Consider the following 18,778-nt stretch of genomic DNA (forward strand, 5'->3'; position numbering starts at 1 on the left):
CCCTATTAATGGTAAAGGAAACGCGAATGAAATTCAACTTAATCCCGAACGATTAGCGACGGACAACCCGTTAACATTCGGGCAAACTCAACGGAATGTTGGTTGCTAAACCACCATCAGAAGTTTCTTTATACTTAACATTCATATCCAAGGCTGTTTCCCACATGGTGTGCACTACGGCATCTAAACTTACTTTTGCCTTTTCGGGATTGGATTGTAAAGCGAGTTGCGATGCTGTAATGGCCTTAATAGCTCCCATGGTATTTCTTTCGATACAGGGTACCTGTACTAATCCGCCGATGGGATCGCATGTTAGTCCAAGGTGATGTTCCATGGCAATTTCAGCTGCCATCAGTACTTGGCGCTGGGATCCGCCCAAACACTCGGTTAATGCCGCCGCTGCCATCGCCGAAGACACACCAATCTCAGCCTGGCATCCACCCATTGCAGCCGATATCGTCGATCCTTTCTTGAAGATACTTCCTATCTCCGATGCCGTCGCTATAAATTGAATGATTTTTTCTTCATTGTAGCCATTGCAGAATATTAAAAAGTATTGAAGGACGGCTGGGATTACACCGGCAGCACCGTTTGTCGGAGCGGTAACGACCCGTCCGAATGAAGCATTCTCCTCGTTCACGGCCAAGGCAAAACAACTTACCCAATCTAACGTATACTGGAAACCACTCCCTCCTTCACGGATAGCGTACATCCAGGTTTCAAAATCGGCATAATGACGGCCGTTCAATAATTTTTTATTTAATTTAGCGGCTCTTCTTTCCACATTTAAGCCTCCCGGCAAGGTACCCGTAGTGTGACAGCCTCGATAAATACAATCACGAATCGTATGAAAAATCTTTAAGATCCCCTTATTAGTTTCTTCTTCACTTCGCCATGCATGCTCATTTTCGAGCACCACCTCTGAAACTTTAAGGCCGGTACGCATACACCACATCAATAAATCCTTCGCATTTTGAACGGGGAAGGGTAGATCCACCTCTTCTGTATCACCTGCCCGTTGATTTTCCTGGACTACAAAACCTCCACCAATAGAGAAGTAAGTTTCAGATAACGCCGTTCCATCTCTGAAAAAAGCTTGAAAGGTAACCGCATTTGGGTGATAGGGCAAACTTTCCGTCATCAGGAAAAGCAAGTCCTCTCCATAATTAAAAGGAATTACATACTGCCCGGCAAGACACAATTGGCAATCACCCTTAATCTGGTCAACTGTTGGTTGAATCCGACTAACCTCGAAAGTCACGGGGTCACCACCACTCAACCCTAAAAGGATTGCTATATCGGTTCCATGCCCCTTACCCGTCTTGGCCAAGGATCCGTAGAGTAAGATTTTAACTGCTTCTGTATCAGCAAGCCTCTTTTCTTGATCAAGCTTTTGGATAAATCGTTGTGCTGCACGCCATGGCCCAAGGGTATGCGAGCTAGAAGGCCCGACACCGATTTTGAAAATATCAAAAATGGAAATCTGTTCTTTATTCATAAAATAACGCATACGAAGTTAAGCCTAATAATTGTGATTTCCTTATCGGCTCATTTACCCGATATTGACATCATTTTAAAAATTTTAACCATCGGAAAACATTTTTGTACGTTTTATCAGTTCCATATTTTATATTTGTTTATTATAAGCCGAAAAAATTGATAATAAACTAATTTTCAATGCAGTTATTTACCTAAAAAAGTTAAAAGTCTTATAAAAACAACACCCCTGTTTTTCACTTAAATAAGAATCATATGAACAACTACGATTACAACGATTCAATGAGCTCCGGTTTATTTGCCGCCATGGGCATTGGCACAACACTTGTTTCGCTTGCTCTTAGTATTTTAGCGATCGCCGGTTTGTGGAAAATGTTCGAAAAGGCTGGCAAACCAGGCTGGGCAGCAATAATTCCTGTTTACAATCTCATTGTTATTCTTGAGATTGTTGGAAAACCTATTTGGTGGATATTTTTCTTTCTGATTCCCTGTGTAAACTTTGTAGTAATCATTTGGGTGCTGAATCTGTTGATGAAGAGCTTCGGAAAAGATTCAATATACACGGTACTGGCGTTTTTCTTCTCTTTTATCATTTTTCCCATGATTGGCTTCGGGAGCGATCGCTATTTGGGACCATCAGCTGCTGAAGCGAGAGGTGGCAACTCGTTTGATCAGTTTAAGAATTATAAGAATCCATTTGATGATCCGAATGCACCTAGAGACCCAACAGCTTAATATGGTATGAACTATTTGCTGTTTTTGATTTTCAGTAGCTGGTCCGGAATAGACTGGCTACAACATCATCTTCTACCTTGCCCTTTTAAATGGTTAACCGGCATAGATTGCCCCGGCTGCGGTTTTCAAAGAGCATTATTGTTATTACTTCAGGGGCGATGGCAAGCCAGTATAGTACAATATCCACCAACCATTCCACTTTTATTATTAGGTTTATTTTTCCTGCTAAAAAACCGTTATTTTAAGAAAAATGAAAAACTTGCTACCGTATTATCTTGCTTAGTGGGCTTTCTAATCATCACGTCCTATCTTAACAAGATGTTTTAAGCGCAGCTAATGGAGCCTTTTATTTCGTATTTGATGTCAGATACGAATAGTCGCGAACAATTTGTTTCAAAAACTCCCATTCATTCATCTCGTTAGGAATGTTCACTTGTAACACATCTTTTGCTTTCATAGCCATTTTATATACGAGCATATTATTGCCTGACTTACTGAAATTGGCCAACACATCATGAATGAGTGTTATGTCCTGATCGTTAAGACTTGTCACCTCCGGAAACAAGGGCTTATATAGTTCTTCGGTTGGAGGATGAAAGGCAATTGCTTCTAACTGCGTTCGGGGAACGGTTTTAATTAAAGTTGTGCCCGCCACAATATCGCCTATTCGTTGCTTGTTTTCGGATAGTGCCACGCAGATCAATGCCCCTACTTGCATTGTTAGTGTAAAATCTACAAACCGGAATAACCACCTCAAAAAGTATTGACCTACACTAGGTTGATAACCGTCTAGGCTGACAACTTTAATTTTCAGTATGCGCTTGCCAACACTCTGCCCATTAAAAAAAATTTCACACAGCAAATCATAAAACACAAACAGCGAACCATATAAAGCCAAAAGTATCAGATTACCGGTATTATCAAAAGCCAGTCCTAAGCCTGAAACGATCAATATAAATAAGAGATAAATAAGAAAAAAGAGGAGCAGATCGATTATACGTGCAGCGATCCGCTCGCCCACGCCGGCGACATCATAATCGATCGATATATTTTGCGAAGTAATTACCTTTACATGATTCATCAAAACGAATTTAGTGAAATCCATGGATATGGAAGCGTTTGATTTTTATTATCTTTATTTCGATTCAGGACTTATACTCAAATTATTAATACCATATGCGGGAAGCACTGTTCGTCAAACAAAATAATGCAAAATGGGAAAGTTATGAAAAAATAAAGACAACCCATCCGGATGAGTTAGCAGCGCGTTTTATCGAAATCACGGACGATCTCGCCTATGCCAAAACCTTTTACCCAAAATCGAAAACCACCGCCTATCTTAATGGCTTGGCAGCTCGTCTACACCAGTCGCTCTATATTAATAAAAAAGAAAAGGCAAGTCGTTTTCTGAGCTTTTGGAAAACGGAGCTTCCGATTATCTTTTTTCAGTATCGAAATCAGTTGGCCTATTCTGCTGTATTTTTCTTATTATTCACCTTTATCGGTGCATTCTCTGCCGCGAATGATGAAACATTTGTTCGGCTTGTTTTAGGTGACGACTATGTAAATATGACAAATACTAATATAGAAAAAGGAGATCCTTTTGGCGTATATAAACAATCGAATCCGTTGCTTATGTTTTTGATGATTGCGCTGAACAATATTCGAGTGTCGTGTATGGCATTCCTCTTGGGTATTTTATGCGCTGTTGGCACGGTCGTACTGCTTATGTATAATGGCATTATGTTGGGATCTTTTCAATATTATTTTTTTACAAAAGGTTTAGGTTTTGAATCGGTATTAGTTATCTGGATACACGGCACATTGGAAATATCGGCGATTGTGTTGGCAGGAGCCGCGGGCTTGATATTGGGAAACAGTCTGCTGTTTCCCAAAACTTACAGTAGACTCACTTCGCTTAAACGGGGAGCGAAGGATGGTCTAAAAATCATTGTCGGATTGATCCCCATATTCATTATCGCTGCTTTATTGGAGTCTTTTGTAACAAGACATACAGCTATGCCCTTCTGGTTAAGCAGCGCTATATTGATAGCATCTTTTCTTTTTATCGTATGGTACGTGGTGATTTATCCCCGTAAGCTTTCCAAACTTATTTAGTTATGAATTATTCCTCTGAAGAACCGATTGAATTAAGAAAGGTAAGAGATTTCAGTGAGACGATGAATGATAGCTTCAGCTTTATCAAACAACATTTCAAAAATCTTTTTAAACCCCTTTTATATATAAGTGGCTTTTTTATTATCGCCACAATAGCCAGTAGCGTTGCACAACAAATGAAAACTATCCGATTGGTTGGCTTGGCAAAAGCATCAACCTCAACCGTATTAGCCGAAAATATGACGGGATACACATTTGGTTTAGCCTACTTTCTGTTACTTTTATTCAGTATCTTATCTGTTAGCGTAATTTATCTAGTTACCTATTGCTATATGAAACTCTATAAAGAACACCACCATACAATTCCATCCATGCAAGCCGTTTGGGACTTATTTAAAAGCCATATTATATCCTTTTTCATAGCGACCATTCTTTTAAGTATATTCATCTTTATTGGTTTCCTCTTTTGTTTAGTTCCCGGTTTTTACCTGATTCCCATTATTAGCTTAACCTTGCCCATTATGATTATGGAAGACAAAGGCTTATTTGAAGCATTATCGCGCAGCATACAATTGATAAAAGACCACTGGTGGAAAACCTTCGCATTGATATTTCTAGCATCTATCATTGCCTATTTTAGCATGGGAATACTGAGTCTTCCATCAGCATTTCTAAGTATCGGCGCCGTATTTGTTGAAGATTCTCCCACCTTGGTTCTCGCTGGTAGTATCTTTGGGTCTATTTTAACGGGTTTAGCACAGCTATTTTATATCTTACCTGCAATTGTGAGTGCGCTGTGGTATTTTAGTCTTACAGAAGAGAAAGACGGATTAGGCCTTATGGAACGAATAGAAGGCTTTGGGTCCGGCGGAGTGAAGGCGTCCAACGATTGGCCAAAAGAAGAATATTAATTATTAATCGATGCACCGTATCTGTCTCTTCCTATTGTGTTTGTTATCTTTTATACGCCCCCTCCAGGCCGTAAGCATAGACGCTGCTTTATCAAAAGGACAAGACAAACAGAAACAGATAAATATTGATACCGGGAAAATAATTTTACGCTCATTTGATGCTGCCAAGTTAGCAAGTTATAAAGAGGACGCAGCCTTCAAGTATGAGGAAGAACAGGTTCCTGTTGGATGGTGGCAACATTTTAAACAGTGGCTTTACAATCAGCTAGCCCGCATTTTTTCGAACGGACAATCCGGGTCAACTTTTAAATGGCTATTTATTATACTAGGGAGTGCCGCGCTCTTATTCCTTGTCTATAAAATTGCCGGTATGGATATACTGTACATATTCGGAAGAAGAAATCGGGTTAGTGGTGCAAGTTCCATTGCGGAAGAAGAGGACATACATCAAATCGATTTTGAAATGGAGCTCCAGACCGCTATTACAAACAAAAATTTCCGACAGGCGGTCCGTTTATCATATCTTCAATTGCTAAAAGAACTGACAGATCGGGCATTAATCGATTGGCAACCGGGAAAAACGAATCAAATCTATGTGCAGGAGTTAGGAAACAGACCATTCAGCAACGATTTTAGAAATTTGACAGGTCTGTTTGAAAAAGTATGGTATGGCGCCTTTCCGGTAAGAGAAAACGATTTTTTCGACTTTAGAAGAAGTTTCGCGAAATTAAAGGATCGGATTTAGATACAGTAACATATGAAAGATCTTAAGTTGTATCTTCTGCTAGGTTTTTTATTGTTGGGTATATATTTATTTATTGAATATAACCGTCCAGTGGCTGTTAATTGGTCGCCCACTTATCAGCGAAGCGACAAAATACCTTTCGGAACTTACATATGCTATCGCGAACTTCCGAAGCTTTTTAAAAGGGGTGTATATAATAGTCGACAACCGCTCGAAGAAACACTTCCAAAGGCTAAAGGTGCCAATTTACTTATTATTTCCTCCAAGATTTCCTTGGGCAACGATGATTATCAAAAGCTTTATACACATATCGAGAAAGGCAACGATGTTTTTCTCGCGGCGAGTGATTTCAATCAAATTCTTTTAGATTCACTTCATTTACAAATTCGTACACGAGATGTTCTTTTTGCAAAAGACAGCTTACAATTTCATTTTCTGAATAAACACTTGGCTCCAGGTCGTTATTATCGGTTCAACAGAGGCATAGCTTCCCAATACTTTAGTAAAATAGACACACTGAAAGCTACTATATTAGGTACGAATAATAAAGGTGAAGCAAATTTTTTGCGTTATCATATCGGCAATGGTGACTTATACTTGTTGGCTTCTCCCGATTTTTTCACCAACTACGCATTGTTAACTGAAGAAGGGGCTGCCTATGCCTCCAAAACACTTTCGTACTTAAATCCAAATCGGCCCCTCATTTATGATGAATATCAATTACTTGGTATGGCAGGTGAGCGATCGCTCTTGCGATTTATTTTTAGCAATGCCTCACTTAAGTGGTCTTATTACATTATGCTTGCATGCCTAATACTATTTGTTCTGTTCGAAATTAAACGGCGACAACGGATCATTCCAATAGAAGATCCAATGGCAAACACCAGCGTAGAATTTATAAAAGTGGTAAGTAGCGTTTATTTTCGACAGCGTGACAATAGCGATATCGCACAGAAAAAGGCTCAGTATCTTCTTCATTTTATTCGCGCTCACTATCGAATTAAAACAAGCGATTTAAACGATGAGTTTTTAGCGTTACTTGCCGAACGCTCGGGTGTCACAGCGGATGTCGTTCAAAAGATATTTGAATATATGGAAGCTGTTCACTTGGGGAAACAATTAAGTGATCAAGAATTGACAGATTTTAATAATTACGTGGAACGGTTTTACAATCAATCGAAGATACTATGGAACAAGAATTTTTCGAACAACGTGCCGATTTAGGTGAATTACAGCAAGCGGTTCAACAAATTAAAGACTCGATCGGTAGGGTTGTTGTTGGGCAGCAAAACCTGGTTGAACTCTTAATTGCCGGAATTTTAGCTGATGGCCATGTACTGATAGAGGGGGTGCCGGGCATTGCTAAGACGTTGACCGCTAAATTAATTGCAAAATGTATTGACGCACAGTTTAGTCGCATTCAATTTACGCCAGACCTCATGCCTTCAGATGTTCTGGGTACATCCATTTTCAATCCAAAAAGTGTTGATTTTGAATTTAAAAAAGGGCCTATATTCGGAAACATCATTCTAGCTGATGAGATCAATCGAGCTCCCGCAAAGACGCAATCTGCCTTATTCGAAGTAATGGAAGAACGTCAAATGACCCTAGATGGTATCACACACCCAATGGAAGAGCCATTTATAGTGCTGGCGACCCAAAATCCAATAGAACAGGAAGGAACTTACCGTTTACCGGAAGCGCAACTCGACCGATTTTTGTTTAAGATCGAGGTGGGCTATCCCTCCCTGGTGGAAGAAACAGAGCTTTTGATCCGACACCATCAAGCGGATCCTCTTGAAACAATCAAGCATATACAACCGGTCCTCTCGAGTGGACAAATTAAATCCCTACGGAATACGGTAAGGAAATTACATGTGGAAGATAAATTAATCGAGTTTGTAGCGAAGATCGTCTATCAAACAAGAAACCACAAGTCTTTATTCCTGGGAGCGTCGCCCCGAGCATCATTAGCCATCATGAATGGGGCAAAGGCTATTGCTGCCATGAATAGTCGTGACTTTGTCACGCCGGACGACATCATAGGCGTTACACCTGCCGTATTGCGCCATCGTATTGTTTTAACGCCTGATCGAGAAATGGAAGGCATTACGCCTGATGAAGTTATCCATCAGCTCATTAAGAATATCGAGATTCCGAGGTGAAGCTTATAGGGGATAGGGATTAGGGATAGGGTGGAGATAAGGGTAAAGAGCGGGACTTAACAAAAAGCGTTTATTAAAGATTCTACGATGCGTAATATCGTTCGATTATTTTATTTGGATCTATTTCTGAGTAAGCGATTTTTTATCGCTTGGGGAATAACGGCATTCTTATTTTTATTAGCTTATTTTTTCCCTTGGCTGGGATTTTTACCTTATATAGCTGCTCTTACAACGACGCTGATTTTATTAGCAGATATCGCATTACTATACGCTGTAAAAAATGGAGGGGTAGTCAGTACGCGTATTGCTCCTGCCCGCCTAAGCAACAGTGATGATAACGAAATTTTTATTACAAGCAACAATCGTTATCCTTTTACTGTAAAAATAGGCATTATCGATGAAATACCTTATCAATTCCAAAAGCGCGATATTTGGTTCGAGCGAGCTCTGGAAGTTAAGGAACGGAGTACTTTTTCATACCAACTACGCCCTGTAAAACGAGGCCTTTACTCTTTCGGAAAACTACGAACTTTTGTACAATCACCCATCGGTTTTATACAACGTAGATTTAATGAAGATGCAGAGGCTAATGTACCCGTATACCCTTCTTTTCTTCAAATGCGTAAATACGAGATGTTAGCCATTTCTAATCGGTTAACGGATTACGGCTTGAAGAAGATCCGTCGTTTAGGCCATAGCATGGAATTTGAACAAATAAAGGCTTATGTTCAGGGTGATGATTATCGGACGCTAAATTGGAAAGCTTCTGCTCGTCAAGGCAGTTTAATGGTCAATTCGTACATTGACGAGCGATCGCAACATATCTATTGTATAATCGACAAATCAAGGGCAATGAAGATGCCCTTTCATGGCTTAAGTTTATTAGATTACGCCATTAATGCAAGTTTGGTATTGGCTAACATTGCGCTCAAAAAGGAAGATAAAGCCGGACTTATCACATTTGCCGAGCAAATTGGGACTGTTCTTCCTGCTGATAGGCGTTCTACACAACTTAATTATATTATGGAGGCCTTGTACAAAGAGAAGACACGTTATTTAGAGAGTAATTTGGAGATTTTATACTCGACTGTAAGGTATACGCTACGGCAAAGAAGCTTGATTATCTTATTTACGAATTTTGAAAGTGTATCTGCCTTAAATCGACAATTACCTTATTTGAAGAAAATTGCAAAATACCACTTATTGGTAGTAATCTTTTTTGAGAACATCGAGGTGAAAAACTTAAGTCAAGAAAAAGCGGAAAGCATCGAAGGTATCTATTTGAAAACAATCGCAGAGAAATTTGTCTACGAAAAAAAACTACTTGTTCGAGAGCTTGCCAGGCATGGAATACAGTCTGTCTTGACGCCACCTGAACATTTGACTGTCAACACAATCAATAAGTATTTGGAAATTAAGGCTAAGCAGCGGATTTGATGATTGTTACATTGCGAGTTATTAGTTGTTGGTTGTTGGTTATTAGTTGTTAGTGTTGGTAGTTAGTTGCGGGCAGATATCCATTGGCTATGAAAGGCCTAGGTTCATCATCGCATCATCACATTGGCTTATCGGCTAATTAACTCATTAGCTAATTAACTTATCGGCTAACCGACCGTAGGGAGCTCATGAGTGCCGAAAAAAGCAAGCACTTACGAATAGTTAACTACCTAACTATTTAACAACGGCAAAATGCTGTCGAGATAATTTCGGTCATTTGCCAATCGTGGCACCTTATTTTGTCCTCCCAATTTATCTCGGTTTTTCATCCATCGGTAAAAGGTACCTGACGGAGCCATATGTATAATCGGCGCCTTCAGTGCCATGTTTTTAAACCGTTTCGCATCATAGTCTGAATTCACTTCTCGCAGTTTTTCATCCAACACGTTTTTGAATTCCGTAAAGTCGTCCGGCTCTTTTTCAAATTCTATAATCCATTCGTGTGCGCCAGCCTCGTTATTATGGAAATAAACAGGCCCTGCTGTGTAATCGCGTACAATCGCATTGGTGATTTTACAGGCTTCTCTCAAACCATTATCGGCATTATCAACGATCAACTCTTCACCAAAAGTATTAATATATTGCTTGGTTCGGCCGGTAATCTGTATACGGTAAGGGTGTAAAGTAGTAAACTTAATCGTGTCTCCGATCATATACCGCCATAGACCGGCATTCGTCGAAATGATCAAAGCATAATTTTTACCAAGCTCAACCTGATCGAGCGTAAGCGTTAACGGGTGTTCGTCATACAAATTTTCAACAGGCAAAAATTCATAGTAAACCCCATAATCGAGCATAAGCAGTAAATCATCCGAATCTGACTGATCTTGAATTCCGAAATAACCTTCTGAGGCATTATAGTTTTCCAAATAGTACATATTATCAGAAGGGATAAGTCTCTTAAACTGCTCTTTATAGGGCTTAAAGCTCACTCCACCGTGCAGATACAGTTCCAAATTAGGCCATATCTCCAATAGATTATCTTTCCCTGTTAATTCAAGCACCCTTTTTGCCAATACTACGTTCCACGTGGGTACCCCGGATAAATTGGTTACATTTTCATGAATTACCAGATTGGCGACCCGTTCGATTTTCTCCTCAAAATTGGGATTAAGAGTTGTCTCCAAATCCGGTGTTCTATACATTTCGGCCCAAAAAGGCAGGTTTCGGATCAGAATGGCCGATAAATCACCGGAACTGGAATCTCCATTGCCAAGTTGATTTATTTTATGACTTCCTCCCAGCACAACCCCCTTTCCTGTAAAAACTTTAGCATCGGGCCGATTATGGCAATAAATAGAAAGCAGATCTTTCCCCCCCTGAAAATGGCAATCCTCTAAAGCCTCCTCACTCACCGGTATAAACTTACTCCTATCAGAGGTTGTACCTGAAGATTTTGCAAACCATTTTATATCCGATGGCCACAACAAATTTTGCTCACCTGCAATCATTCTGTCAATATATGGTTTCAGGCTATTATAGTCTTGTATAGGCACACGTTCTTTAAAAGTTTCAAGATTACAAATCGATTTATAGTCGAACTTCTTCCCCCACTCGGTTGCCTGCGCAGTGGTAATAAGGCTTTGAAACCACTCTTCCTGAACTTCATGAGGATATTTCATGAAAAGTTCAATTTGGTGGATTCGCTTTTTCATTATCCAATTAATAATTGAATTGACAATTGCCATTTTGTTATACTAGGATACTTGGTTTTAGCTACTAAAGTAGCAAATTTATTGGTTATTTGTTGTTAGTTACTCGTTGTTGGTTATTAGTTGTTAGCACAGGATTTGGTACCAGGACACCTGCCGGCAGGCAGGTACGTATCAGGATTTCCTATCCTGCGTCCTATGTCTTATATCCTCTTTCAGCCATCAGCAGTCAGCTATCAGCTTTCGGGCGGCCTGGCCGTTCTAATCATGTCGGCTCATCATCACATTGGCTAATTATTTCAGCTTTTAGCCATCAGCAGTCAGCTATCAGCTTTCAGTCGTGCTGGCCTTTCTAATCATGTCGGCTATCATCACATTGGCTAATTATTTCAGCTCTTAGCCATCAGCAGTCAGCTATCAGCTTTCAGTCGTGCTGGCCTCTCTAATCATGTCGGCTATCATCACATTGGCTCATCAACTACTTAACTACTTAACGATTCAACTACTTAACTATTTACCGGCTCAACTAACTATCCCAGTTTCTTCCTTCTCAACTCAAAATGACGCCCCAGATAATAGGTTCTCGCCATTTCATTGACCGCTATCTCTTCAGGAGTGCCCGTCAACATGATTTTTCCCTCAGTAAGCAAATAAGCTCGGTCTGTAATGGACAAGGTTTCCTGTACATTATGATCGGTTATCAGAATCCCAATATTTCGATGTTTAAGCTTATGCACAATGGTCTGGATTTCCTCGACCGCAATAGGATCGACTCCCGCAAAGGGTTCATCTAACAGAATAAAATGAGGGCTTGCCGCTAGAGCACGAGCAATTTCCGTGCGCCGGCGCTCTCCTCCTGACAGCAAATCGCCTCTGTTTTTCCTGACTTTATGTAAACTGAACTCATTGATAAGCTCTTCCAGCTTTTCTTTTCTAACCGTCTTATCCTGGTGATGGATTTCCAACACCGCCATAATGTTATCCTCAACAGATAGTTTTCTAAAAACCGAAGCCTCTTGCGCCAAATATCCAATTCCTTTTTGAGCTCTGCGATACATGGGATCTTCTGTAATATTATCATCTTCCAGATAAACATTACCTTCATTCGGCTTGATCAATCCGACGATCATATAAAAAGACGTTGTTTTACCGGCACCGTTAGGTCCTAATAATCCAACAATCTCTCCTTGCTCGACATGAAAAGACACATCGTTTACAACCGTACGCTGTTTATATTTCTTTACCAGATGTTCTGCCTTTAATATCATACTAGCTTTAAGCTTTTAGTCATCAGCTGCAAGCTTAAAGCTTACATCAACCTAATTCCCTTTAAATTTAATTGAATATTTTTTTTATCTCGCCATACGTTCTCTTCAATAGAGAAACATGCGGTAAAAGGTATTCCTTTATTAATATGTGTTATATATTCCCCTAAGCCAAATCCAATACAATCAAAGGCCGGAGCTCCTTCCTGTGTAATATACATCTTTAGGTGGTTCGCTCCTACCAACTGCGCCTCGCCTACAGAATACACATTTTTGGCAATAAAAACAGGTGCGTTGTTCTCGGGTCCGAACGGTGCAAATTGTTTTAAAACACGAAAGAATTTTGGTGTAATATCCGCTAGATGGATTTTTGCATCAATTGAAATTTCAGGTTCCAACAATTCGGGAGCGATACTTTGTGCCACTACCGCTTCAAATTTCGATTGCAATGCAGGCACATTTTCTGCTTTCATTGTTAGCCCCGCAGCATATTTATGTCCCCCAAACTGCTCTAATAGGTCACTACATTCAGATAGCGCCTCATATAAATCGAAGCCCGCCACAGATCGAGCAGATCCAGCTACATGACCGTTTGATTTCGTAAGTACAATTGTCGGACGGTAATACTTTTCTGTTAAACGTGAAGCAACGATACCAATAACGCCTTTATGCCAATCTTCCTGGTAGACGACGGTTGTTTTACGTTTAATAAGCGTTTCACTTTTTTGAATAATTTCGAGCGCTTCTGCTGTAATCCGCGCATCAAAATCCTTCCGTTGCATATTCTGTACGTCAATTAGCCCGCAACAGTTTTTTGCTTCTTCTAAACTTTTTGAAATCAATAGTTTTACCGCATCTTTTGCATGGTCGATTCTACCTGCGGCGTTGATCCGTGGGCCAATTTGAAAAATAACATCTGTTAAATTCATTTCACCGGCCTTCGTGGAAAGGTCAACCAAAGCCCTTAGTCCAAAGCTTGGATTATTGTTCAATTTCTTTAATCCGTAATATGCCAACACCCGATTCTCTCCAGTTATCGGTACGATATCCGAAGCTATACTCACCGCAACAAGGTCGAGATATTGAAAAACTTCTGCTTCCTCTAACTGATTTGTCTTTGCAAAAGCATGAATAATTTTGAAAGCGATACCGCAACCTGATAGCTCCTTATATGGATAGTTACAATCTTTTCGCTTTGGATCCAAAACCGCTGTTGCCTTGGGCAATTCGTTCCCCGGCGTATGGTGATCACCAATGATAAAATCGATGCCCTTTTGTGCTGCATACTCAATTTTGTCGACTGATTTAATACCACAGTCCAATGCAATAATTAGCGAATAGTTGTTCTCTGCTGCATAATCGATACCTTGGAAGGAAATACCGTAACCTTCTTTATACCGATCAGGGATATAATATCCTATATGGTTATAAAACCGCTTCAAAAAGCTGTAAAGTACTGAAACTGCAGTTGTTCCGTCCACATCATAATCACCGTAGACCAAGATATTTTCCTTCATGCCGATAGCCTGTTCAATACGGCGAATAGCAAGGTCCATATCTTTCATCAAAAAGGGGCTATGGAGATCGTCGAGTGAAGGCCTAAAGAATTTCCGTGCCTGCTCAAAGTCGAATACGCCTCGCTGTACCAACAATCTTGCTAAGACCTTATGTATATTAAGAGCCTTTGATAAGGAAGTAACGACATCTGTATCAACTGTATTTCTTTCAACCCACCTTTTTTGCATATACTTTTACCTATTAAACTGTATCTCTCAAAGGCTAATAAGAGAGTGACGGATACTTTGTACACGATGTAGGCTGCATGCATCTGCATTCCTGTATGACAGAGGCCCGAACACGCAACGAACACTTGTGAAAAAAAAGCATTTTGTCTAAGTTTGCGCTAATCAATGGGTAAATATACGCTTTTTTAGTTGTAAGTTTTAGGTTATACATTATACGTGGTCCAATCATTCACGGCAGTTTACTTATCACTTATAACTCATTACTTATAACTTATTCGCATGCAAGCATTCTCACTTTATGAAGGTTCCTATTCTGTTGATAGCAGCAAAAAATTTATCCCTTTCGATCCCTTAAAAGATGATCCGAAAGATCGAAAAGGCTCTTTGTTTATTCATATTCACCCCTTCCTCATCCAAACCGCTAAGGATCTGATTTTACTGGACACTGGATTAGGATATAAGGATGATCTTGGCAATCTGGCACTACATAATAATATCAAGAAGGCAGGATTTGATCCTCGTGACGTAAGTTTTGTTTTGATGTCGCACCTACATCAAGACCATGCCGGTGGTATGGTTTTCGAGCACCAAGGCAAGTTACAACTGGCTTTTCCCGAAGCGGAGTATATTGTTTCACGTGGAGAGTGGGAAACTGGTTATAGCGGAAAGTCGGGTTCTTACAAAACCGCAATTTTTGATGTGCTGCAACGTAGCGGAAATCTAGAGTTAGTGGAAGGAAATGGGCGTATTAACGACACCATTACTTACGAGCACAGTGGTGGCCATACAGAGTTCCATCAAGTATTTCATATCAGCGAGAACAATTCACATTATTTTTTTGGAGGAGACGAGCTTCCCGAACCGGAGCAGCTTCTCCGAAAGTTTGTTGCTAAATATGATTTTGACGGTAAGAAAGCTATGCAACTTCGGGAAGAATACGGAAACAAAGCAGCAGAAGAAGGATGGATCTGTATGTTTTACCACTCGACGGGAGCCCCCTTTGGCAAGGTTTCCAAGGTAGCTGATAGCTTTCGAGTAGAGCCGTTGGATAGTTAAATAGGAAAATAGTTGAGTAGAAGAAGTCGTTAGGTTGCAGAATTTGGAACTACTTAACCACTTACTATTCTACTACTGAACTATATGAAGCTAGATCAGCTGATATTGCGTGGCTACGCGGATGAGGGCTGCCGCATTTGAAACTTCAAATTTCTGCATCAGATTTCTTCGATGGGTCTCTACCGTATGCGGGCTAATAAACAGTGTTTCGCCAATTTCCACCGTTGTTTTTCCCTCCGCAATACACCGAAGCACCTCCTGTTCGCGCCTGGTAAGTTTCGGTAAATTCATGGGATCATGCAAAGCTGCTTCGAACAAAGATTGCTGCACTTCCGGGCTGAAATAGAGCTTTTTGTTTACAACAGATTGGATCGCATTGATAATTTCTTCCGCGCTTGCATTTTTTAACACATAACCATTAGCTCCATTCTGCAGCATCTTGGTAATCATGCTTCGCTCATTATAATTGCTTATGCCGATAATATGAATATGCGGATGGAGCTGCTTAATCTGTTTACACAGATCAATACCACTGATATCCGGCAAATTAATATCGAGTAAAATTACATCGATATTGTTTTCTGCTAAAAACCGTAAAGCACTTTCGCCATCATGACAGCAAGCTTTGACCGTTACCGATTCGTTATCAGACAATAAGGCCTTCATACCTTCAAGCACCACAGGATGATCGTCAACGATAAGTAGGGATATATGCTTTATTGACATTGAATTCTATATTAATTGTTGTTCCCACATTTTTTTCAGACTGAATATCCAACTGGCCATTCAAATAAGCTACCCTGTTCTTCACGTTATGCAACCCCACTCCTTTTCCTTGTTGGTCGTCGGTATCAAAGCCACAGCCATCATCTTCTACGGTAATAAAAACCTTTCCGTCGTTTTGAATACACTGCACCAGAATGGTGTTTGCTCCAGCGTGTCGCACGGCATTATTGATCAATTCCTGCAAAATACGATAAACCATAATTTGCCGATCTTTATCATCCTCTAAACTAAAACCATAGGTCTGTAAAGATATGTTTATCCCGGATCGCTCAAGATCTTCACAAAAATCGCGAAGTGCGGTTACTAAGCCAAAACGCAATAAAGTTTCCGGCATCATATTCCTAGCGATTCTTCTCAACTCGTTTACAGCTACATCGAGTTTATTAAGAATAATCCGGTGTTGCTCTTGTGCTTGCGGCTCGGGACTTACACAGGGATTTTTAGATAAAAGCAATTTTACATTTGACAGCAATCCGCCTAAACCATCGTGTAAATCACTTGCCAGACGCTTTCTTTCTTGCTCCTGTCCTTGCAACATAGCATTAAAAAATCGTATTTGTTGCTCTTTCTGCATACGCTGAAGCTGTTCTTCATGCAAATCGCACTGCTGCTTTGCTAACCGTTGTTTGTTTCGATAGAGTAAGTATCCAAGCCCAAGCAATATCAATAGGCACCCCAACACAATACAGATAAAGACCAGCATCGTTTTATTGTATTTCAAGGCCGCTGAATTAAGCTCATTTTCGGCCTTTAGTGATACGATCTCCTTTTCTTTTTTTGCATCTTCATATTTCTTTTCTATTAGGTTTATCTTTACGTTAGTCTGCTTTTCGTTCACTGTGTCGGCCAGCGCAAGATACTCTTTCAAAAGCGCAAAAGCTTTAGCTTTATTGCCGACTGCCTCTTCTACATTTACAAGGTTCCTCAAGCTAATCAGTTTATTTCGGGATAAAGGGAAGGCTTTGTTTTCGTTGTAGACGCGATAAGCCATTTCCTTTGCCTTATCGTACTGCTGATTCTCGAAATATAAATAATACTTACGGTTAAGGAGCTCGATGCGATTGTATGCTTCCTGGCGCTGGTTAGCGAAAGTGATTCCTTCGTTAAAGTTTTTCAGCGCGCGATCGAAATTCTTTTCAACATATTGTTGGTACATTCCTGCGAGGACATAGTAGTTCGTCCAGGGATAGGCTTGCGGATAATCCTTTAATTGCTTATAAGCAAAATTGAGATGTGCTTGCATTCGCTCCCGATTGGCGGGTGAAAAGTCTTCTTGATAAAGCAAGGCCTTCACGATACCTAAATGACTGTTAACAGCATCCGCATATTCATGATGATCAGCGAAAATAAGCGCTGCACGTTGAAAATAGGAATATGCCTTGTCATATTGCTTAATGTCGGCAAAAACATTACCGATATCGTAATAATTGTTTGCCAAGAGCAATGAATCACCTATTCTTTCGAGAATCGGACAGGCTTTTTCGATCAGCAATCTCAAAAAAGTCTCTGTATCGTCTTCGCGTTGACTTATAGCACCTATATTATGCCATACCCGTGCAAGATAACGCTGTGCGTTGTGGGATGTATCTGTTTCCAGTAAAGCTTTGGCTTTTTCAAATGCTCGTCGCGCTTCAGACAGATTATAATGCTCCATGTAAACCCCTGCTACATAATAATGTGCAATGGCAAGCGTTAAAGGTTCTTTCAATCGAACACTTCTCTTGAAGGCATCTTGCGCAAAATCCATCGATTTTGCTGAATCGATGTAAAGCCAGTGATCGGATAAATCCTGAAGTGCACTTATCTTCTTTCGCTCGCTCGCATCACTTTTTAGTACATTCTTCAAACTATCTTCATTAAACGCTAACCTTTGTTGCGCAAATAGCGAATAGCAGGGGAAGAACGATAAATAAAAAACTAAAAAGTAATGCATAAGCAATGGGCGACTAACAAACAAATTTATCGATTCTCTCAAGCATAATTGTAAAGAAAACAAGAATATACCTGAAAACCATTAGAATAAAATCCCGAATGTATAGGATAGCATAAAAGAAAATAAAGCTTCAATTTTGAGCCAATGGTTTTTCAAAAAATAATTCTAACTTAATGATGAAACAATTTCTTTTCCTTTCAATCTTTTTAATGTTACTCGGGGCTCTGACCATAAAAACGGCTTCAGCCCAAAGCGGAGCTCCCTACAACACCGGTTTTGGTTTGTTTTTAGATCTAGGAAACGGTGGCACTTATGTCGGTCCTCATGTAAAACATTTCTTCACGGAAAACAATGCCGGACAAGCTATGGTATTATTTGGTAACGATATAACTATTCTAGGCGTAGAATACTCTTATAACAAACAAGTTCCTAATGCCGGGGGGCTTATGTGGAACGTAGGTATTGGTCCGCAGGTGTTATTTGGCGATGGCGATACCGGATTTGCCTTCCGCCCACAGGCAGGTCTTGAATTTAAGGTTCCACAGGCTCCTTTAAGTGTTGGTTTCGACTGGCGTCCCTATTGGATAGTTTCGCCCGATTCGGAATTTGAGGCCGGTAGATTTGGGCTTACTTTTAAATACACGCTTTAAAGGTGGAAGGTTTAGGGCTTAAG

General features: G+C 40.2%; 17 protein-coding genes. 10 read left to right on the forward strand and 7 right to left on the reverse strand.

What is annotated here, in order from left to right; all coding sequences use genetic code 11:
- Positions 1-70: 70 nt before the first annotated feature.
- Positions 71-1,498 (reverse strand): L-serine ammonia-lyase, encoded by a 1,428-nt coding sequence (locus tag E0E36_RS24345; protein WP_013664009.1) that lies wholly within the window; start codon positions 1,496-1,498, stop codon positions 71-73.
- Between the two features lie 254 nt (positions 1,499-1,752).
- Here E0E36_RS24345 and E0E36_RS24350 point away from each other — a divergent pair, with 254 nt between their 5' ends.
- Together E0E36_RS24350 and E0E36_RS28445 are read left to right on the forward strand one after the other, a co-directional pair.
- On the forward strand, positions 1,753-2,232 hold the full coding sequence (locus tag E0E36_RS24350) for a DUF5684 domain-containing protein (RefSeq protein ID WP_013664010.1): 480 nt from the start codon (positions 1,753-1,755) through the stop codon (positions 2,230-2,232).
- 6 nt (positions 2,233-2,238) lie between these two features.
- Positions 2,239-2,559 carry a DUF2752 domain-containing protein gene (locus tag E0E36_RS28445; protein ID WP_013664011.1) on the forward strand — a complete coding sequence of 107 codons (321 nt, stop codon included), beginning with the start codon at positions 2,239-2,241 and terminating at the stop codon, positions 2,557-2,559.
- A 19-nt stretch (positions 2,560-2,578) separates the two neighbouring features.
- On the opposite strand, the gene E0E36_RS24360 is transcribed toward E0E36_RS28445, so the two are convergent.
- The gene (locus E0E36_RS24360; RefSeq protein ID WP_130858131.1) at positions 2,579-3,313 is read right to left on the reverse strand and encodes an RDD family protein; all 735 of its coding nucleotides are present in this window, start codon (positions 3,311-3,313) and stop codon (positions 2,579-2,581) included.
- A gap of 95 nt (positions 3,314-3,408) precedes the next feature.
- Here E0E36_RS24360 and E0E36_RS24365 point away from each other — a divergent pair, with 95 nt between their 5' ends.
- From E0E36_RS24365 to E0E36_RS24390, 6 genes are all read left to right on the forward strand, one after another.
- Complete coding sequence (locus E0E36_RS24365; RefSeq protein WP_013664013.1) at positions 3,409-4,350, forward strand: stage II sporulation protein M; 942 nt, start codon at positions 3,409-3,411, stop codon at positions 4,348-4,350.
- Between the two features lie 2 nt (positions 4,351-4,352).
- On the forward strand, positions 4,353-5,261 hold the full coding sequence (locus E0E36_RS24370; protein WP_013664014.1) for a glycerophosphoryl diester phosphodiesterase: 909 nt from the start codon (positions 4,353-4,355) through the stop codon (positions 5,259-5,261).
- Between the two features lie 10 nt (positions 5,262-5,271).
- The gene (locus E0E36_RS24375; RefSeq protein WP_013664015.1) at positions 5,272-6,006 is read left to right on the forward strand and encodes a DUF4129 domain-containing protein; all 735 of its coding nucleotides are present in this window, start codon (positions 5,272-5,274) and stop codon (positions 6,004-6,006) included.
- Between the two features lie 12 nt (positions 6,007-6,018).
- Positions 6,019-7,230 (forward strand): DUF4350 domain-containing protein, encoded by a 1,212-nt coding sequence (locus E0E36_RS24380; protein WP_013664016.1) that lies wholly within the window; start codon positions 6,019-6,021, stop codon positions 7,228-7,230.
- Positions 7,194-8,171 carry an AAA family ATPase gene (locus E0E36_RS24385; RefSeq protein WP_013664017.1) on the forward strand — a complete coding sequence of 326 codons (978 nt, stop codon included), beginning with the start codon at positions 7,194-7,196 and terminating at the stop codon, positions 8,169-8,171. The genes E0E36_RS24380 and E0E36_RS24385 overlap by 37 nt, the downstream gene beginning before the upstream one ends.
- An 87-nt stretch (positions 8,172-8,258) precedes the next feature.
- Entirely contained in the window at positions 8,259-9,608 is a 1,350-nt protein-coding gene (locus tag E0E36_RS24390; RefSeq protein WP_130858132.1) for a DUF58 domain-containing protein, read from the forward strand.
- A 230-nt stretch (positions 9,609-9,838) separates the two neighbouring features.
- On the opposite strand, the gene E0E36_RS24395 is transcribed toward E0E36_RS24390, so the two are convergent.
- The 3 genes from E0E36_RS24395 to recJ all read right to left on the reverse strand — a co-directional run bounded on the left by E0E36_RS24395 (position 9,839) and on the right by recJ (position 14,330).
- Positions 9,839-11,356, reverse strand: a complete 1,518-nt coding sequence (locus E0E36_RS24395; RefSeq protein WP_013664019.1) for a GH3 auxin-responsive promoter family protein — start codon at positions 11,354-11,356, stop codon at positions 9,839-9,841.
- 494 nt (positions 11,357-11,850) lie between these two features.
- On the reverse strand, positions 11,851-12,588 hold the full coding sequence (gene lptB / locus E0E36_RS24400; protein WP_013664020.1) for an LPS export ABC transporter ATP-binding protein: 738 nt from the start codon (positions 12,586-12,588) through the stop codon (positions 11,851-11,853).
- A gap of 41 nt (positions 12,589-12,629) precedes the next feature.
- Positions 12,630-14,330: a single-stranded-DNA-specific exonuclease RecJ gene (gene recJ / locus E0E36_RS24405; protein WP_130858133.1), complete on the reverse strand. Its 1,701-nt coding sequence runs from the start codon at positions 14,328-14,330 to the stop codon at positions 12,630-12,632.
- 279 nt (positions 14,331-14,609) lie between these two features.
- Here recJ and E0E36_RS24410 point away from each other — a divergent pair, with 279 nt between their 5' ends.
- Positions 14,610-15,386, forward strand: coding sequence for an MBL fold metallo-hydrolase (locus E0E36_RS24410; protein ID WP_130858134.1), 777 nt, complete (start codon positions 14,610-14,612; stop codon positions 15,384-15,386).
- A 90-nt stretch (positions 15,387-15,476) separates the two neighbouring features.
- On the opposite strand, the gene E0E36_RS24415 is transcribed toward E0E36_RS24410, so the two are convergent.
- Both E0E36_RS24415 and E0E36_RS24420 read right to left on the reverse strand, forming a co-directional pair.
- On the reverse strand, positions 15,477-16,112 hold the full coding sequence (locus E0E36_RS24415; RefSeq protein ID WP_013664023.1) for a response regulator: 636 nt from the start codon (positions 16,110-16,112) through the stop codon (positions 15,477-15,479).
- Positions 16,078-18,018 carry a tetratricopeptide repeat-containing sensor histidine kinase gene (locus E0E36_RS24420; RefSeq protein ID WP_165447064.1) on the reverse strand — a complete coding sequence of 647 codons (1,941 nt, stop codon included), beginning with the start codon at positions 18,016-18,018 and terminating at the stop codon, positions 16,078-16,080. The genes E0E36_RS24415 and E0E36_RS24420 overlap by 35 nt, the downstream gene beginning before the upstream one ends.
- 260 nt (positions 18,019-18,278) lie before the next feature.
- Here E0E36_RS24420 and E0E36_RS24425 point away from each other — a divergent pair, with 260 nt between their 5' ends.
- Positions 18,279-18,755, forward strand: a complete 477-nt coding sequence (locus E0E36_RS24425; protein ID WP_013664025.1) for a hypothetical protein — start codon at positions 18,279-18,281, stop codon at positions 18,753-18,755.
- The last annotated feature ends 23 nt before the right edge of the window (positions 18,756-18,778 follow it).

Source organism: Olivibacter jilunii (assembly GCF_900607235.1).
Classification (GTDB): Bacteria; Bacteroidota; Bacteroidia; order Sphingobacteriales; family Sphingobacteriaceae; genus Olivibacter; species Olivibacter oleidegradans.